This window comes from Pseudomonas sp. Marseille-Q5299 (assembly GCF_943737035.1).
Classification (GTDB): domain Bacteria; phylum Pseudomonadota; class Gammaproteobacteria; order Pseudomonadales; family Pseudomonadaceae; genus Aquipseudomonas; species Aquipseudomonas putida_E.
Genome location: NZ_CALSFR010000002.1, coordinates 520,951 through 536,692 on the forward strand (window position 1 = coordinate 520,951; position 15,742 = coordinate 536,692).

Below are 15,742 nucleotides of genomic sequence, written 5' to 3' on the forward strand. Positions count from 1 at the left end.
CATGGCACCACCTGACCCACGCCTGCGCAAAGCCATGGGCCTGGTCTTGTTGGCCTGCCTGCCTGGCCTGCTGGCTTCGTTCTGGCTACTGGGGTGGGGCCTGCTCTGGAGCCTGGGGCTGTGCGCGATCACCGCTGTTTGCTGCGAGGCGGCAGCGCTGGCGTTGCGTAACCAACCGGTCACATCGGCACTGAGCGATGGTAGCGCCTTGGTCACTGCAGTGCTCCTGGCCCTCGCCCTGCCCACCGGGGCGCCGTGGTGGTTGCCGGTGATTGCAGCGGGGGTTGCCATAGGCCTGGGCAAGCAAGCTTTCGGCGGGGCCGGCCGTAACGTGTTCAACCCGGCGATGGTTGGGTACGCCTTCGTGCTGCTGAGCTTCCCATTGCAGATGAACCACTGGCCGGCACAAGCGCCAGGCTTGAGCGATAGTCTGCAGTTGGTCTTTGCCCATGGCGAGCAGATCGATGCGTGGGCTGGGCCCACCGCACTCGACGGCCTCAGGCACAACCGTAGCCTGACCATCGATGAGCTGTTCGCCAGCCACCCAGGCTTCGGCAACGTTGGCGGCCATGGCATCGAATGGGTCAATCTGGCGTTCCTGTCGGGTGGGCTTTTTCTGTTGCAGCGCAAGGTGTTCAGTTGGCATGCGCCTGCAGGTTTGCTGGCAGGATTGTTTCTGTTCAGCCTGCTGGCCTGGAATGGCTCCGGCTCGGACTCCAACGGCTCACCACTGCTACACCTGCTCAGCGGCTCGACCATGCTGGCAGCGTTTTTCATTGCCACGGAACCTGTTTCCGGCCCCAAGACCGACGTTGCCAGGCTGCTGTTCGGGCTGAGCGCAGGGGCTTTGATCTACCTGATCAGGACGTGGGGCAGTTACCCCGATGGTACCGCTTTCGCCATCCTGCTGATGAACCTTGCGGTACCCTCGCTGGACCGCCTTGCCTTGCGGTACCGGCAGGTGAGGCCATGAGGCGCCACGTGCGCAGCGCATTGATACTGCTGGCAGTGGGCAGCCTGGCACTGGCGAGCACGTTGGCCTGGCAGCGCTGGACCCGCGCCCCCATCGCCGAGGCCGAGCAACAGTTTTACGCACGCCGGTTTCTCTCGGTGCTGCCCCCCCACAGCTATGACAATCAGCCACTGAGCACCCCGGTGCCACTCCCTGCAGAACAACCGCCGCATAGCCGCATAATGGCCGCCTACCGTGCTGACCGCGGCACGACCCCCGTAGCCGTCGTCCTGGTTAGCCAGGTACAGGGTTACGCCGCACCAATCCGTTTGACCATTGCCATAAACGTGCAAGGTCGACTGATCGGCACACAAGTGATCGACCATCAGGAAAGCCCGGGGCTCGGAGGACGCATCAGCGACCCGCAAGTGAACTGGCTCGCGCAATTTGCCGACCGTCGCCTGGAGGATCGCTGGGCACTCAAGCGCGACCAAGGTGATTTCGACCAGCTGGCCGGCGCGACGGTCACTTCGCGTGCGGTGATCGAGGCACAGCAGGATGCCCTGCGCTACTTCGACCAGCATCGTGCACTTCTGCTCGGGACGCTCGCCCATGACTAGGTTCTGGCTTTTGGTGGCAGGCCTTGCGCCTGTACTCGGCGCCACACGCACGCTCACTCAAGCCGCCGTCATCGGCACCAGCATGCTGGTGCTGACGGTGCTTCACCAGGCCCTGCTGACTCTTGTGCGCTCAAGGCTTGGCGGTGCGCTGTACACGCTGGCAAGCCTGCTACTGCTAGCGGCCCTTGTCAGTTGCCTGCAGATGGCATTGCGCGCCTGGGCGTTGCCGCTTGCCCTGGCGCTGGGTTACTTCCCGGCGCTGATCTGCCTGCAGTGCCTGGTTACGGACCACCTGTTGGTAGACAAGGACCGCTGGCGTCAACTTTGCCTGCAGATGACCGGCCTGATGGGCCTCTGCCTGTCGCTTGGCGTTATCCGTCAGTGGCTGACCGAGGGGCTGGGCATACCCTTGGCCAGTCTTGCTCCCGGCGCACTGATACTGCTCGGCATGCTGCTGGCCTTGTACAATCGTCTACGCCCGGGCCCCGCCCTCTCACGTCGTCAAGGAAAGCGTTGACCCCATGAATGCCGCAAAACGCCTGGAGATCTTTCGCAGGCTGCACGAAGACAATCCCGACCCCAAGACAGAGCTGGCTTACACCACCCCTTTCGAACTACTCGTGGCCGTGACACTGTCTGCACAGTCCACCGACGTCGGCGTCAACAAGGCCACTGCCCGCCTGTTCCCGGTCGCCAACACCCCCCACGCCATCTACGCACTGGGGGTCGAAGGCCTGAGCGAGTACATCAAGACCATTGGGCTGTATAACAGCAAGGCCAGGAATGTGATCGAAGCCTGCCGCTTGCTGATCGAACGGCATGGAGGCGAAGTTCCGCAAAGCCGTGAAGCGCTAGAGGCGCTGCCCGGTGTTGGCCGCAAGACCGCCAACGTGGTACTCAATACAGCCTTCCGCCAGCCCACCATGGCGGTCGACACGCATATTTTCAGGGTCAGCAATCGCACCGGTATCGCGCCGGGCAAGACCGTGCTGGAAGTCGAGAAGAAACTGCTCAAGTTCGTACCCAAGGATTATCTGCTCGATGCCCATCACTGGCTCATCCTGCACGGGCGTTACGTGTGCCAGGCACGCAAGCCACGTTGCGGCAGTTGCCGGATCGAAGACCTGTGCGAGTTCAAGCAGAAGACGTCGGACGATTGATTCGATAGCGACTTCATGCACGTCCCGATTGAAAAAATCTTTTTTACCAAACTTCGCTTTCTCGCTATAAGGACGGCCAATGGCCCCTTGGCTTGGAGCGACTCATGAGTACCGATAAAGACGAACTGTCGATCGAAGAAGACTTTGTCACAGCTGAAGACGACGCCGAACCTCTGGTTGAAACCGCAAAGACCAACCTGAGCAAGCGTCGCACCATTGACAACCTCCTCGAAGAGCGGCGCCTGCAACGGCAACTCGCCGATTTCGACTACGACCTGTAACGACACCGAGAAAGCCTCCCTCAAGGAGGCTATCTGTATTCAGGGTCACGTCAGGCCATGGCGCCGGGCCAATTCGATCAAGTCCACCAGCGAGTGAGCATTGAGCTTGAGCAGCAAACGGGTCTTGTAGGTACTGACCGTCTTGTTGCTGAGGAACATGCTGTCGGCTATCTCCTTGTTGGACCTGCCCCGGGCAAGTTGCTGAAGCACCATCATTTCCCGTGCCGACAGGCGATCGACCATCTCCGTCTCGCTGGCTCCCCCAACCCGGCCGCGCGACTTGTGCAATGCCTGGTTGGGAAAATAGCTGTAACCAGACAGCACGGCCTTGATCGCACTGAGCAGTTCGGTGAGCTCCTGTTGCTTGCACACATACCCTGAAGCCCCCGCCTGCATGCAACGCATCGAGAAATGCCCGGGCGCCTGCGAGGTAAGCACCAGCACCCGGCTGCCCGGGCTTGCCGAGGCCATGCGGGCAATGACCTCCAACCCGTCGAGCTTGGGAATGCCGATATCCAGCACCACGATATCGGGCAGGTGCTTCCTGGTTAGCTGCAAAGCTGCCACGCCGTTGTCGGTTTCCGCGACCACATCGTATCCATGCCGCTCCATCAGCATGCGCACTGCCAAGCGTATGACAGGATGATCATCCACGATAAGGACTTTATTCATGCGATATCCATTCATTCATTATTTGCTTTGACGACGCGCCACCATAACCGAGCAGCACGCATTATGGCGCGCCAATTCTCCGCGCAAACACATGAATAGATGAACCTTACGTCGGTTTAGGAATTTTCCTACAAAGCACAACTAATCATCCAATAGGAATACCTGTTTAGCCGCAGAAGCGCATTCTTCCTCGAAACAGAGATGAAAACCTGCATAATTCAACAATCAATCCAACATCAAAATAAAAACCTGTTTCAGACATTCCGAAATGCCGGGATCAATTTCCCCCCCCGGAAACGGTGCATAATTTGGTTGAGCGGCTCGGTAGGGTATTGATTGCAAAAACGCAGGAGGCCAACATCATGGCTGCAAACCAACCCACCGCCCAACCCACCGCCCCAATGACGATCATCGCCATCTTTGCAGGCATCATCGAGGCCTCTGCACTGGCAACACTTCCGTTTCTCAGCGAAAAAAGTCAGAGTCTCTATACCTGGTTTTTAGTGGGCTTTCCATTTTTTCTGACGGGGCTATTTTTCCTGACACTCAACTTCAATTACAAATCACTTTACAAGCCCGAAAGTACTTCCGTTGACGGTGCAACCAGTACGCCGCAACCGACAACTTTCGAAGCAGAACCTGTAACGGTCATGCTCTCGGGCCCTGATGCGCAAAGAATGATCGAGCAACATGTACTGAGGACGCTTGCACAACCTCAAGTTACAGGGGGCACCTGGATATACTGCAATCTGGACAAGCAGCAGTGTTTTCGCGTGTCGGTCTGTGAGTTACCGGAAAACGCGACACACCTGAGAAATTGAGCGGTACACGATCTTGCAGCCGAGGAAAACTTCTTCACGGATTGTCGGGCAGGTGGGTATTGGGAAGTGCATACAAAAACCCCGGCCGGGGCCGAATGCCAGTCAGTTAAGCCATATGGGGCCGCTTTGCGGCCCATCGCCGGCAAGCCAGCTCCCACAGGGGCCGCGCAGTACTTGAGGTCTGCGCTGTACCTGTAGGAGCTGGCTTGCCGGCGATGGGCTGCGTAGCAGCCCTAATGACGCTAACTGACTGGCATTAGCCCCAAGCCGGGGTTCATGCAATACGCTTGAAGCCTTAGAGCAACGCGCGGCCTTTGTTGGCAGCGATACGCATGCGCAGTGCATTGAGCTTGATGAAGCCCGCAGCATCGGCCTGGTTGTAGGCGCCGCCATCTTCTTCGAAAGTCGCGATGTTGGCATCGAACAGCGAGTCGTCGGACTTGCGGCCGACCACGGTGACATTGCCCTTGTACAGCTTCAGGCGCACAACACCGTTCACGTTGACCTGCGAAGCATCGATCATCTGCTGAAGCATCAGACGCTCCGGGCTCCACCAGTAACCGGTGTAGATCAGGCTGGCGTACTTGGGCATCAGCTCGTCTTTCAGGTGAGCGACTTCGCGGTCGAGAGTGATCGACTCGATTGCACGGTGAGCCTTGAGCATGATGGTACCGCCCGGAGTCTCGTAGCAGCCGCGCGACTTCATGCCCACGTAACGGTTTTCGACGATGTCCAGACGGCCGATACCATTGGCACCGCCAATGCGGTTCAGGTCGGCCAGGACAGTGGCCGGGCTCTTCTCGACGCCATCGATGGCGACGATGTCACCATTGCGGTAGGTCAGTTCGAGGTAGGTCGCCTGGTCCGGAGCATTCTCCGGCGAGACGCTCCAGCGCCACATGTCTTCTTCGTGCTCGGTCCAGGTATCTTCCAGAACACCGCCTTCGTAGGAGATATGCAGCAGGTTGGCGTCCATCGAGTACGGCGACTTCTTCTTGCCGTGGCGCTCGATCGGGATACCGTGCTTCTCGGCGTAGTCCATCAGCTTCTCGCGGGACAGCAGGTCCCACTCGCGCCATGGGGCGATGACCTTGACGCCCGGCTTGAGTGCATAGGCACCCAGCTCGAAACGGACCTGGTCGTTGCCTTTGCCGGTGGCGCCGTGGGAAATGGCGTCAGCGCCGGTTTCGTTGGCGATTTCGATCAGGCGCTTGGCGATCAGCGGACGTGCGATGGAAGTACCCAGCAGGTACTCGCCTTCGTAGACGGTGTTGGCGCGGAACATGGGGAAGACGAAGTCACGCACGAACTCTTCGCGCAGGTCGTCGATATAGATCTCTTTGACGCCCATTGCCTGGGCTTTGGCGCGAGCCGGCTCGACTTCTTCGCCCTGACCCAGGTCAGCGGTGAACGTCACCACTTCGCAGTCGTAGGTATCCTGCAGCCACTTGAGAATCACCGAAGTATCAAGGCCGCCGGAATACGCCAGTACGACCTTTTTTACGTCCGCCATGCCATCACTCCACGGGGTTGTACGGAAAGGGGTCGATTCTACCGGCGTTGCGGATAAATTTACAGTGGGGCGACAGCTTCTGACGACAAAGCGACAGGAACTGTCAAAGGGGCGACGCCCTGCAGCGTCAGGAAGGTTTCGCAGCAGGCGGCACAGGAGCAGCGCTGGCGGGGCCTGGCGCAGGCGCCGTAGCGGGGGCCGTCGCTGGGGCCGGATGCTGGACAGGTTGGGCCGCAGGTTTCTCGGCCGGCGTGACACGATCCAGTTCGATATTGACGCGCCGGTTGCGTGCGCGGTTTGCGGCGCTGTTGTTCTTCACCAACGGATAACGTTCGCCATGGAAGCGCACGGTGATCTGCTCCTCCGGTACCCCATGGGCCTTGAAGTAATCAGCAACCGCCAACGCACGGCGCCGTGAGGTATCACGGTTGGTCAAGCGATTGCCGCTGTTGTCGGAGTGGCCATTGAGCTCGATATGGTTGACCGTCGGATCGGCCTTCAAGTAATCCAGGACCACATCCAGTCGCGCCCGCGCCGCGGCATCCAGGTCGATGCCCCCTCCAGGGAACCCCACCTGCGTCTGGCGCACCTGGTCATAGTTCATCGCCAACATCTTGCCGGCACACGCCTGATAATCACTCCACGCCTTGGCAAAGCTCACCGGCAGCACACGCACTTCGATCGGCCGCCCCGCCTCCCCGGTATAGCTTCGCACCACCGTACTGCGGCCATCGAGCAGGCCATTGATCAAGCGGCTGGCCTGGCCTTGGGATGAACTGAACAGCACCCCAGTGCGCGCCAGCCGCACCGCTCCCAGGTTGATATCGCCACGGCCCGGCTGCCAAGGGGCCGCAGCCGCCAGCAGCGTAGCGGAACCGGCCCCCAGCACATTACTGCCAGAACGCAGCTGGAACACCGGCTGCTCCCCCGCCCGGCGCACGAACTCACCACTGCCGAAACCATCGATCGGCTGAATCAGGCGGCATTCGAACTGATCACCCTCGACTTTCCAGGCGATGTTTTCCATGCGGGTCTGGAAGGTCAATGCACCGGCCGGCAGGCTGGCGAACAGGGTCAACAGGGCTAGGTAACGCTGGCGCACGGGAGGCTCCACTAATTCTGACGGCTTACAGGCAGGCTATCGGACGCTTGCCGGAAAACTTGATAGCCGTGCTCGGGCGAGGGTTTTCCGGTAGCATTGGCGCCTGAGTTCGACCCGCCTGGAATCCCCAATGTCCGATCGCCTGACCCTCCTGCGTCCCGACGACTGGCACATCCATCTGCGCGATGGTGCCGTCCTGCCCCATACCGTTGGCGATGTGGCGCGTACTTTCGCCCGTGCCATCATCATGCCCAACCTGGTTCCTCCGGTACGCAATGCCGACGAAGCCGGGGCCTACCGTGAGCGCATCCTCAGTGCCCGTCCGGCCGGTAGCCGCTTCGAGCCGTTGATGGTGCTGTACCTCACCGACCGCACCAGCCCCGAGGACATCCGCGCGGCCAAGGCCAGCGGCATCGTGTACGCCGCCAAGCTGTATCCGGCCGGCGCCACCACCAACTCCGATTCCGGGGTGACCAGCATCGACAATATCTTCCCGGCCATCGAAGCGCTGGCTGAAGTCGGCATGCCGTTGCTGGTGCATGGTGAAGTGACCCGCAGCGAGATCGACGTGTTCGACCGCGAAAAACGCTTCATCGACGAACACATGCGTCGCCTGGTCGAGCGCTTCCCCACGCTGAAAGTGGTGTTCGAACACATCACCACCGCCGATGCAGCGCAATTCGTCACCGAGGCGCCTGCCAACGTCGGTGCGACCATCACCGCACAGCATCTTTTGTACAACCGCAACCACATGCTGGTCGGCGGCATTCGGCCACATTTCTACTGCCTGCCGATTCTCAAGCGCAACACCCACCAGGTGGCGCTGCTGGACGCGGCCACCAGTGGCAACCCGAAGTTCTTCCTCGGCACCGACTCGGCACCCCACGCCCGCCACGCCAAGGAAGCTGCCTGCGGTTGTGCCGGTTGCTACACCGCCTATGCGGCCATCGAGATGTACGCCGAAGCCTTCGAACAGCGCAATGCGCTGGACAAACTGGAAGGTTTCGCCAGCCTGCATGGTCCGGCCTTCTACGGCCTGCCGGCAAATACCGACACGATTACCCTGGTCCGTGAAGAATGGACTGCCCCGGACAGCCTGCCGTTTGGCGAGCAGACCGTGATCCCGCTGCGCGCCGGTGAAAAACTGCGTTGGCGCCTGCTGGAGGACAACGCGTGAGCGAAGACCTCTACGAAGACGAGCAGGACGGCCAGGCCAGCAGCGGCTCGCGCCACCCGATGGCCGAGCGCTTCCGTGGCTACCTGCCGGTAGTGGTGGATGTCGAAACCGGCGGTTTCAACAGCGCCACCGATGCCCTGCTGGAAATCGCCGCGGTGACCATCGGTATGGACGAGAAGGGCTTCCTGTTCCCGGAGCACACCTACTTCTACCGTGTGGAGCCGTTCGAGGGGGCCAATATCGAGGCTGCCGCGCTGGAGTTCACCGGCATCAAGCTGGACCACCCGCTGCGCATGGCGGTGAGCGAGGAAAGCGCGCTGACCGACATCTTCCGCGGCGTGCGCAAGGCATTGAAGGCCAACGGCTGCAAGCGGGCGATCCTGGTCGGCCACAACAGCAGCTTCGACCTGGGCTTCCTGAATGCGGCGGTGACGCGCAACGATCTCAAGCGCAACCCGTTCCACCCGTTCTCCAGCTTCGACACCGCCACCCTGGCTGGCCTGGCGTACGGCCAGACCGTGCTCGCCAGGGCCTGCCAGAGCGCAGACATCGACTTCGACGGCCGTGAGGCGCACTCGGCACGTTACGACACCGAGAAGACAGCCGAACTCTTCTGCGGCATCGTCAACCGCTGGAAAGAGATGGGCGGCTGGCGCGATTTCAACGATTGAGGCGCCGCAGCTTCAAGCTTCAAGCTAAAAAAAACCGGCCACGAAGGCCGGTTTTTTTATGCGCTCGGCAATTACAGCTTGCCAGCGTTCTCGCTCAGGTAAGCAGCAACGCCTTCTGGCGAAGCGTTCATGCCCTTGTCGCCTTTCTTCCAGTTGGCCGGGCAGACTTCACCGTGCTCTTCGTGGAATTGCAGGGCATCGACCAGGCGCAGCAGCTCGTCCATGTTACGGCCCAGTGGCAGGTCATTGATTATCTGCGAACGGACAACGCCGTTGGTGTCGATCAGGAAGGCACCACGGAAAGCCACGCCGCCTTCGGACTCGACGTCGTAGGCCTTGCAGATTTCGTGGGTCATGTCGGCTGCCAGGGTGTATTTGACCTGGCCGATACCGCCATTGTTGACCGGGGTGTTACGCCAGGCGTTGTGGGTGAAGTGCGAGTCGATCGAAACGCCGATCACTTCAACGTTGCGGGCCTGGAAGTCCGGAATGCGGTTGTCCAGGGCGATCAGCTCGGACGGGCATACGAAGGTGAAGTCCAGTGGGTAGAAGAACACCAGGCCGTACTTGCCCTTGATGGCCGAGGCCAGGTTGAAGCTGTCGACGATTTCGCCATTGCCCAGTACAGCCGGGACGGTGAAGTCGGGGGCTTTTTTGCCAACGAGTACGCTCATTGCAATCTCCTGATGAGGGTGAAGAACCGTTTGCCAGGCCAAGGCGGGCTTGCCCGACATCCAACAAAGGCCGACCATCATACACGGCTTCCGGTGACAGGCCGAATCCAACCGCCGGTCGCTCAAGCACGGCACTTACAGAAAGTGTTTTGACAAGCATTCTCATTACCATTACTCTCCACCCATCGACTCAACCAGCGATGGTCCGACTTTATGTATGTGTGTCTTTGTGTCGGCGTGACCGACGGACAGATCCGCGATGCGATCTATGAAGGATGCTGCAGCTACAAGGACGTCAGAGCCGCGACCAATGTCGCCAGCCAATGTGGCAAATGCGCGTGCCTGGCCAAGCAGGTAGTCCGCGAGACCCTGACCGAGCTTCAGGTGAGCCAGCAAGCCGCCCTGCCCTATCCGGTGGAATTTACTGCCGCCTGATATCGCCCAATTCGAAGAACCGGACCTCGTGTCCGGTTTTTTTATGCCTACAATTCAATAAGTTAGCGTCCCAACGCGGTTCACAAACATTCTTATTCCTATTAATTTTCACTTATTATTCAAGAACTTAGGTTTGACAGCCCTAAGTATCAGGCTCAAACTTCCCTGTATCGGCACACTTCTCAGGGCAGGAACCCGCAATGAAAGGCGACGTAAGCGTCATCCAGCATCTCAACAAGATCCTCGGAAACGAGCTGGTCGCGATCAACCAGTACTTCCTGCACGCACGCATGTACGAAGATTGGGGCCTGAACAAGCTCGGCAAGCACGAGTACAAGGAATCCATCGATGAGATGAAACACGCTGACAAGTTGATCAAGCGTATTCTCTTCCTAGAAGGCATCCCGAACGTACAGGACCTGGGCAAGCTGCTGATCGGCGAGCACACCAAGGAAATGCTCGAATGCGATCTGAAGATCGAGCAGAAAGGCCTGGTCGATCTCAAAGCCGCCATCGCCCACTGCGAAACCGTCGGTGACTTCGGCTCGCGTGAACTGCTTGAAGACATCCTCGAATCCGAGGAAGAACACATTGACTGGCTGGAAACTCAATTGAGCCTGATCGACAAGATCACCATCGAGAACTACCTGCAGTCGCAGATGGGCGAAGAGTAAATTCCGGCCCCATAAAAAAACCCGCCATGAGCGGGTTTTTTCATGCTTGCCGAAAGATCAGGCTTCGGAAGCCTTGGCCTTGGCAGCGGCGTCCTTGATCAGTGTCTGCAGCTCACCGTTCTCGAACATCTCCAGCATGATGTCGCTACCGCCGACCAGCTCGCCAGCTACCCACAGTTGCGGGAAGGTCGGCCAGTTGGCGTATTTAGGCAGGTTGGCGCGGATTTCCGGGTTCTGCAGGATATCCACGTAAGCAAACTTTTCGCCACAACCCATCACAGCTTGCGATGCCTTGGCCGAGAACCCGCATTGCGGGGCATTCGGCGAGCCCTTCATGTAAAGCAGAATGGTGTTGTTGGCAATCTGCTCTTTGATCGTTTCGATGATATCCATGGAACACCTCGTCTGAACTTTCCGACTCGATGGTCGGCACGGTGACGCATTGTATCGGAAACCTGAGCCTAATGCTCGGCATTGCCGGTGCTCAGGCGGCGCTCACGTGCACGGGTACGCCATTGAGCGCCGCATTCCCGGAAACAGCGTCACGCAGACGCTCATCGGTCAGGTCATTGGCACTGATGCCGGGTTGCGCCTGGGCGATCTGCAGGTTGACGCCCTGGCGGCCATGACCAAAGCCATGCGGCAGGCTGACCACACCAGGCATGATGTCCTCACAGGCCTGCACCTCGACTTCCAGGTCACCGGTGCGCGAACGGATGCGTACCCGCTGGCCATCCTCCAACTGCCGCTGGCGCATGTCCTGCGGATGCATCAACAACTGATGGCGTGGCTTGCCTTTGACCAGGCGATGGTAGTTGTGCATCCACGAGTTGTTGCTGCGTACATGGCGACGCCCGATAAGCAGCAAATCACCCGCTACTGCCGGTACGCATTCGGCCAACCGGCGCAAGTCCTCCAGCACAATCTGGGGCGCCGCCTCCACGGCGTTGCTGGCAGTCGCCAGGCGCCCTCGCAGATTAGCGCCCAAGGGGCCCAGATCGAGGCCATGAGGGTATTGATCAAGCGTTTCAAGCGAAAGCTTGCGGGGACTTTCGTCGCCATAGCGGCCCTTGCGCAACGCCAGGTCGATCATCTGCGCAGGTGCCATGGTCGGTTTCAGTTCCAGTTCTGCACGCTTGGCAAAGGCTTGCGCCAGGCCAACGAAAATTTCCCAGTCGTGCAAGGCGCCTGCAGGCTTGGCCAGTATGGCCCGGTTGAAGCGGGTGACATTACGCACAGCCAGCAGGTTGAAGGTGCTGTCGTAATGGTCGTTTTCCAGTGCCGAAGTAGACGGCAGGATCAGGTCGGCGTGGCGGGTCGTCTCGTTGATGTAAAGGTCGATGCTGAGCATGAACTCCAGCCCCTGCAGCGCCGCATCCAACTGCCTGCCATTGGGGGTGGACAGCACCGGGTTACCGGCGACGGTCACCAGGGCCCGCACCTGCCCCTCGCCGGGCGTGAGCATTTCCTCGGCCAGGGCCGCCACGGGCAGCTCACCAGCGTATTCGGGCAACCCCGACACGCGGCTCTGCCAGGCATTGAAATGCCCGCCCGAGGTGCTCGCCACCAGGTCCACGGCAGGCTCGGTGCACAGCGCACCGCCTCGACGATCCAGGTTGCCGGTTACCAGATTGATGACTTGCACCAGCCAGTGGCACAAGGTGCCGAAAGCCTGTGTCGACACGCCCATGCGGCCATAGCAGACCGCCTTGTCGGCAGCGGCGAAATCCCGTGCCAACTGGCGAATGCTGGCAGCATCGATGCCGCACTGGGCGCTCATGGCCTCGGCGGTGAACGGCTTGATCGCCGTGCGCACCTGCTCCAGGCCATTGACCGGCAGATGCGAACCACGCGCCAGGCCTTCATCGAAGAGGGTATTGAGCAAACCGCACAGCAGCGCCGCATCGCCGCCGGGGCGCACGAACAGGTGCCGGTCGGCCATGGCGGCAGTTTCACTGCGTCGCGGGTCCACCACAACCAGTTGCCCGCCTCTCGCTTTCAAGGCCTTGAGGCGCTTTTCCACATCCGGCACGGTCATGATGCTGCCATTGGAGGCCAAAGGATTGCCACCGAGGATCAGCATGAAATCGGTGTGATCGATGTCCGGGATCGGCAACAGCAGGCCGTGGCCATACATCAGGTAGCTGGTCAGGTGCTGAGGCAACTGGTCCACAGAGGTGGCGGAAAAACGGTTACGTGTCTTGAGCAGCCCCAGGAAGTAATTGCTGTGGGTCATCAAGCCGTAGTTGTGCACGCTCGGGTTACCCTGGTAAACCGCCACCGCGTTACGCCCATGTGCCTGCTGTATCGACCACAGCTTATCGGCGGCCAAGGCAAAAGCCTCCTCCCAGCTGATGGCCTGCCATCGCTCACCCACCCGTCGATGCGGTTGGCGCAGGCGGTCCGGGTCATCCTGGATATCCTGCAAAGCCACGGCCTTGGGGCAGATGTGGCCACGGCTGAACGGGTCCTGGGGGTCGCCCTTGATTGCACTGATGCGCGCCTCCCCGTCGCTTTCATGGCTGACTTCGATGTTCAGCCCGCAGATCGCCTCACACAGGTGGCAGGCACGGTGATGCAGGGTCTTGGTCATGGCTGCCTCTGCCTTGCAATTGTTGAAAACCGACTATGCCCCCTGCCCTTGCACCCTGCCAGCGCGCTTCGCAGCGTGAATCTCCCGACATCAGGCGCACGATTTGCGACAGCCATTTGCCAAATTGCCAGCAAGCCGTGTACAACCTCTGTAGCAAATAAAAAACAGCGCAGGCTCAAGGGGTAATGACACCCTTTGCAACAGAGCCGCTGTTCCCCCTCTTGGTTTTAGGCGACATTTAATTATAGTATTGCGCCTTTCCCTATTTCGTCCGCCCCGTGCGGCTTACGCCGCAGGTCACTCCCGTTGTCAAAAAAACCATACGGTCGACCTGCATACCGTTGCAGATAAGGTAGTCAATCATGAGCGCAAGGCACTTTCTCTCCCTGCTGGATTTCACCACCGACGAATTGCTCGGTGTGATCCGCCGAGGCATCGAGCTGAAGGACCTGCGCAAGCGCGGCGTGCTGTTCGAACCGCTGAAAAACCGTGTCCTGGGCATGATCTTCGAAAAATCCTCCACCCGGACCCGGGTGTCGTTCGAAGCCGGCATGATCCAGCTCGGTGGCCAGGCTATCTTCCTGTCGCCACGCGACACACAGCTGGGCCGGGGCGAACCGATCAGCGACAGCGCCATCGTGCTGTCGAGCATGGTCGATGCGGTGATGATCCGCACCCACGCGCACAGCACCCTCACCGAGTTCGCCGCCAATTCACGCGTACCGCTGATCAATGGCCTTTCCGATGAGTCGCACCCCTGCCAATTGCTGGCCGACATGCAGACGTTCCACGAGCACCGTGGCGCTATCCAGGGCAAGACCGTGGCCTGGATCGGCGATGGTTTCAATATGTGCAACTCGTACATCGAGGCTGCCCGGCAGTTCGATTTCCAGCTGCGCATCGCCTGCCCGGAAGGTTATGACCCTGACCCACGCTTCATGGCACTGGGCGCAGACCGCGTGCAGATCATCCGCGATCCACGTGAAGCCGTACGTGGCGCGCATCTGGTGACCACCGATGTCTGGACTTCCATGGGCCAAGAAGAGGAAACTGCACGGCGCCTGGCGCATTTCGCGCCTTACCAGGTCACCCGCGAACTGCTTGACCTGGCGGCACCCGATGCCCTGTTCATGCACTGCCTGCCCGCCCACCGCGGCGAGGAAATCAGCCATGACCTGCTCGACGACCCCCGTTCGGTCGCGTGGGACCAGGCTGAAAACCGCCTGCATGCACAGAAGGCCCTTCTCGAATTCCTTGTCGAACCGGCTTACCACCACGCATGAGTCAACCCCTACTGCTCAACCTGCGCAACCTCGCCTGCGGCTACGGCGACCAGCGCATCGTCCAGAACCTCAACCTGCACCTGAACGCAGGCGACATCGGTTGCCTGCTGGGTTCGTCGGGTTGCGGCAAGACCACCACCCTGCGCGCCATCGCCGGCTTCGAGCCGGTACACGAAGGTGAGATCCAGCTCGCGGGCGAAGTCATTTCCCGCGCCGGTTTTACCCTGTCCCCGGAGAAGCGCCGCATAGGCATGGTGTTCCAGGACTATGCGCTGTTCCCGCACCTGACCGTGGCGCAAAACATCGCCTTCGGCATCGCCAAGCACCCATCCCAGGGGCAGGTGGTCGAAGAAATGCTCGAGCTGGTCAAGCTCGGTGGCCTCGGCGGGCGGTACCCGCATGAGCTCTCAGGCGGCCAGCAACAGCGCGTGGCCCTGGCCCGGGCGCTGGCCCCAGAGCCGCAATTGCTGCTGCTGGACGAGCCGTTTTCCAACCTGGACGTCGAATTGCGCCGACGCCTGAGCCACGAAGTCCGTGACATCCTCAAAAGCCGTGGTACCAGCGCGATTCTGGTTACCCATGACCAAGAAGAAGCCTTCGCGGTCAGCGACCATGTGGGCGTGTTCAAGGAAGGCCGCCTGGAGCAGTGGGACACGCCCTACAACCTCTACCATGAGCCGCAGACGCCATTCGTCGCCAGTTTCATCGGCCAGGGTTATTTCATCCGTGGCCAGATGAGCAGCCATGAGTCAGTCAACACCGAGCTCGGTGAGCTGCGGGGTAACCGCGCCTACATCATGGCCTCCGGCAGCTCGGTAGACGTGCTGCTGCGCCCTGACGATATCGTCCCTGACGCCGACAGCGCACTGCGCGCAAGCATCGTCGGCAAGAGTTTCCTGGGCGCATCGACACTGTACCGCCTGCAATTGCCGACAGGCAGCCAGCTGGAAGCGATCTTCCCGAGCCATATCGATCACCAAATTGGCGAGCAGGTCGGCATTACCGTCAAAGCTGACCACCTGGTGCTGTTCCCGGTACCCGGCAGTGTCGCGGCGCAGTTGCCACGGCAGGAAAACGGAGTGCGTCGCTACAGCTCGGCGACCTGATTCAGCAA

Annotated in this window: 18 protein-coding genes; 12 read left to right on the forward strand and 6 right to left on the reverse strand. The window is 60.2% G+C overall.

All coding sequences use genetic code 11. The annotated features are described in order from the left end of the window. Position 1 precedes the first annotated feature (1 nt). The 5 genes from NGJ21_RS06825 (at position 2) to NGJ21_RS06845 (ending at position 3,013) form a co-directional block, all read left to right on the forward strand. Positions 2–973 (forward strand): RnfABCDGE type electron transport complex subunit D, encoded by a 972-nt coding sequence (locus NGJ21_RS06825; protein ID WP_115273720.1) that lies wholly within the window; start codon positions 2–4, stop codon positions 971–973. Next, positions 970–1,572, forward strand: a complete 603-nt coding sequence (locus tag NGJ21_RS06830; RefSeq protein ID WP_046787752.1) for an RnfABCDGE type electron transport complex subunit G — start codon at positions 970–972, stop codon at positions 1,570–1,572. The genes NGJ21_RS06825 and NGJ21_RS06830 overlap by 4 nt, the downstream gene beginning before the upstream one ends. Beyond that, positions 1,565–2,089, forward strand: a complete 525-nt coding sequence (locus NGJ21_RS06835; protein WP_046787753.1) for an Rnf-Nqr domain containing protein — start codon at positions 1,565–1,567, stop codon at positions 2,087–2,089. The genes NGJ21_RS06830 and NGJ21_RS06835 overlap by 8 nt, the downstream gene beginning before the upstream one ends. A gap of 4 nt (positions 2,090–2,093) precedes the next feature. After that, entirely contained in the window at positions 2,094–2,732 is a 639-nt protein-coding gene (gene nth, locus NGJ21_RS06840; protein WP_046787754.1) for an endonuclease III, read from the forward strand. Between the two features lie 104 nt (positions 2,733–2,836). Beyond that, positions 2,837–3,013, forward strand: coding sequence for a PA3496 family putative envelope integrity protein (locus tag NGJ21_RS06845; RefSeq protein ID WP_046787755.1), 177 nt, complete (start codon positions 2,837–2,839; stop codon positions 3,011–3,013). A gap of 45 nt (positions 3,014–3,058) precedes the next feature. On the opposite strand, the gene NGJ21_RS06850 is transcribed toward NGJ21_RS06845, so the two are convergent. Continuing rightward, a complete protein-coding gene (locus tag NGJ21_RS06850; protein ID WP_046787756.1) occupies positions 3,059–3,685 on the reverse strand; it encodes a response regulator transcription factor in 627 nt (208 codons plus the stop codon). A 362-nt stretch (positions 3,686–4,047) separates the two neighbouring features. Here NGJ21_RS06850 and NGJ21_RS06855 point away from each other — a divergent pair, with 362 nt between their 5' ends. Beyond that, entirely contained in the window at positions 4,048–4,506 is a 459-nt protein-coding gene (locus NGJ21_RS06855; protein ID WP_115273718.1) for a hypothetical protein, read from the forward strand. A 295-nt stretch (positions 4,507–4,801) separates the two neighbouring features. Here the strand turns inward: NGJ21_RS06855 and NGJ21_RS06860 are convergent, their stop codons facing one another. Continuing rightward, positions 4,802–6,019: an argininosuccinate synthase gene (locus NGJ21_RS06860; protein WP_046787758.1), complete on the reverse strand. Its 1,218-nt coding sequence runs from the start codon at positions 6,017–6,019 to the stop codon at positions 4,802–4,804. Positions 6,020–6,146: 127 nt separating this feature from the next. Beyond that, a complete protein-coding gene (locus tag NGJ21_RS06865; RefSeq protein ID WP_196997581.1) occupies positions 6,147–7,121 on the reverse strand; it encodes a flagellar protein MotY in 975 nt (324 codons plus the stop codon). Positions 7,122–7,251: 130 nt separating this feature from the next. Here NGJ21_RS06865 and pyrC point away from each other — a divergent pair, with 130 nt between their 5' ends. Both pyrC and rnt read left to right on the forward strand, forming a co-directional pair. Beyond that, positions 7,252–8,298 (forward strand): dihydroorotase, encoded by a 1,047-nt coding sequence (gene pyrC / locus NGJ21_RS06870; protein ID WP_046787760.1) that lies wholly within the window; start codon positions 7,252–7,254, stop codon positions 8,296–8,298. Then, positions 8,295–8,969: a ribonuclease T gene (gene rnt / locus NGJ21_RS06875; protein WP_046787761.1), complete on the forward strand. Its 675-nt coding sequence runs from the start codon at positions 8,295–8,297 to the stop codon at positions 8,967–8,969. The genes pyrC and rnt overlap by 4 nt, the downstream gene beginning before the upstream one ends. Before the next feature lie 71 nt (positions 8,970–9,040). On the opposite strand, the gene NGJ21_RS06880 is transcribed toward rnt, so the two are convergent. Beyond that, a complete protein-coding gene (locus tag NGJ21_RS06880; RefSeq protein WP_012273884.1) occupies positions 9,041–9,643 on the reverse strand; it encodes a peroxiredoxin in 603 nt (200 codons plus the stop codon). 213 nt (positions 9,644–9,856) lie between these two features. Here NGJ21_RS06880 and NGJ21_RS06885 point away from each other — a divergent pair, with 213 nt between their 5' ends. Both NGJ21_RS06885 and bfr read left to right on the forward strand, forming a co-directional pair. Next, entirely contained in the window at positions 9,857–10,078 is a 222-nt protein-coding gene (locus NGJ21_RS06885; RefSeq protein ID WP_039601808.1) for a bacterioferritin-associated ferredoxin, read from the forward strand. Between the two features lie 200 nt (positions 10,079–10,278). Then, positions 10,279–10,752 carry a bacterioferritin gene (bfr, locus tag NGJ21_RS06890; protein ID WP_046787762.1) on the forward strand — a complete coding sequence of 158 codons (474 nt, stop codon included), beginning with the start codon at positions 10,279–10,281 and terminating at the stop codon, positions 10,750–10,752. 57 nt (positions 10,753–10,809) lie between these two features. Here the strand turns inward: bfr and grxD are convergent, their stop codons facing one another. Both grxD and NGJ21_RS06900 read right to left on the reverse strand, forming a co-directional pair. After that, positions 10,810–11,145: a Grx4 family monothiol glutaredoxin gene (gene grxD / locus NGJ21_RS06895; protein ID WP_012313029.1), complete on the reverse strand. Its 336-nt coding sequence runs from the start codon at positions 11,143–11,145 to the stop codon at positions 10,810–10,812. 91 nt (positions 11,146–11,236) lie between these two features. After that, the gene (locus NGJ21_RS06900) at positions 11,237–13,345 is read right to left on the reverse strand and encodes a molybdopterin oxidoreductase family protein (protein ID WP_204919889.1); all 2,109 of its coding nucleotides are present in this window, start codon (positions 13,343–13,345) and stop codon (positions 11,237–11,239) included. A gap of 362 nt (positions 13,346–13,707) precedes the next feature. Here NGJ21_RS06900 and argF point away from each other — a divergent pair, with 362 nt between their 5' ends. Both argF and NGJ21_RS06910 read left to right on the forward strand, forming a co-directional pair. Then, positions 13,708–14,628: an ornithine carbamoyltransferase gene (argF, locus tag NGJ21_RS06905; protein ID WP_046787764.1), complete on the forward strand. Its 921-nt coding sequence runs from the start codon at positions 13,708–13,710 to the stop codon at positions 14,626–14,628. Beyond that, positions 14,625–15,734 (forward strand): ABC transporter ATP-binding protein, encoded by a 1,110-nt coding sequence (locus tag NGJ21_RS06910; RefSeq protein WP_237860580.1) that lies wholly within the window; start codon positions 14,625–14,627, stop codon positions 15,732–15,734. Before argF ends, NGJ21_RS06910 begins: the two co-directional genes overlap by 4 nt. Positions 15,735–15,742 lie beyond the last annotated feature (8 nt).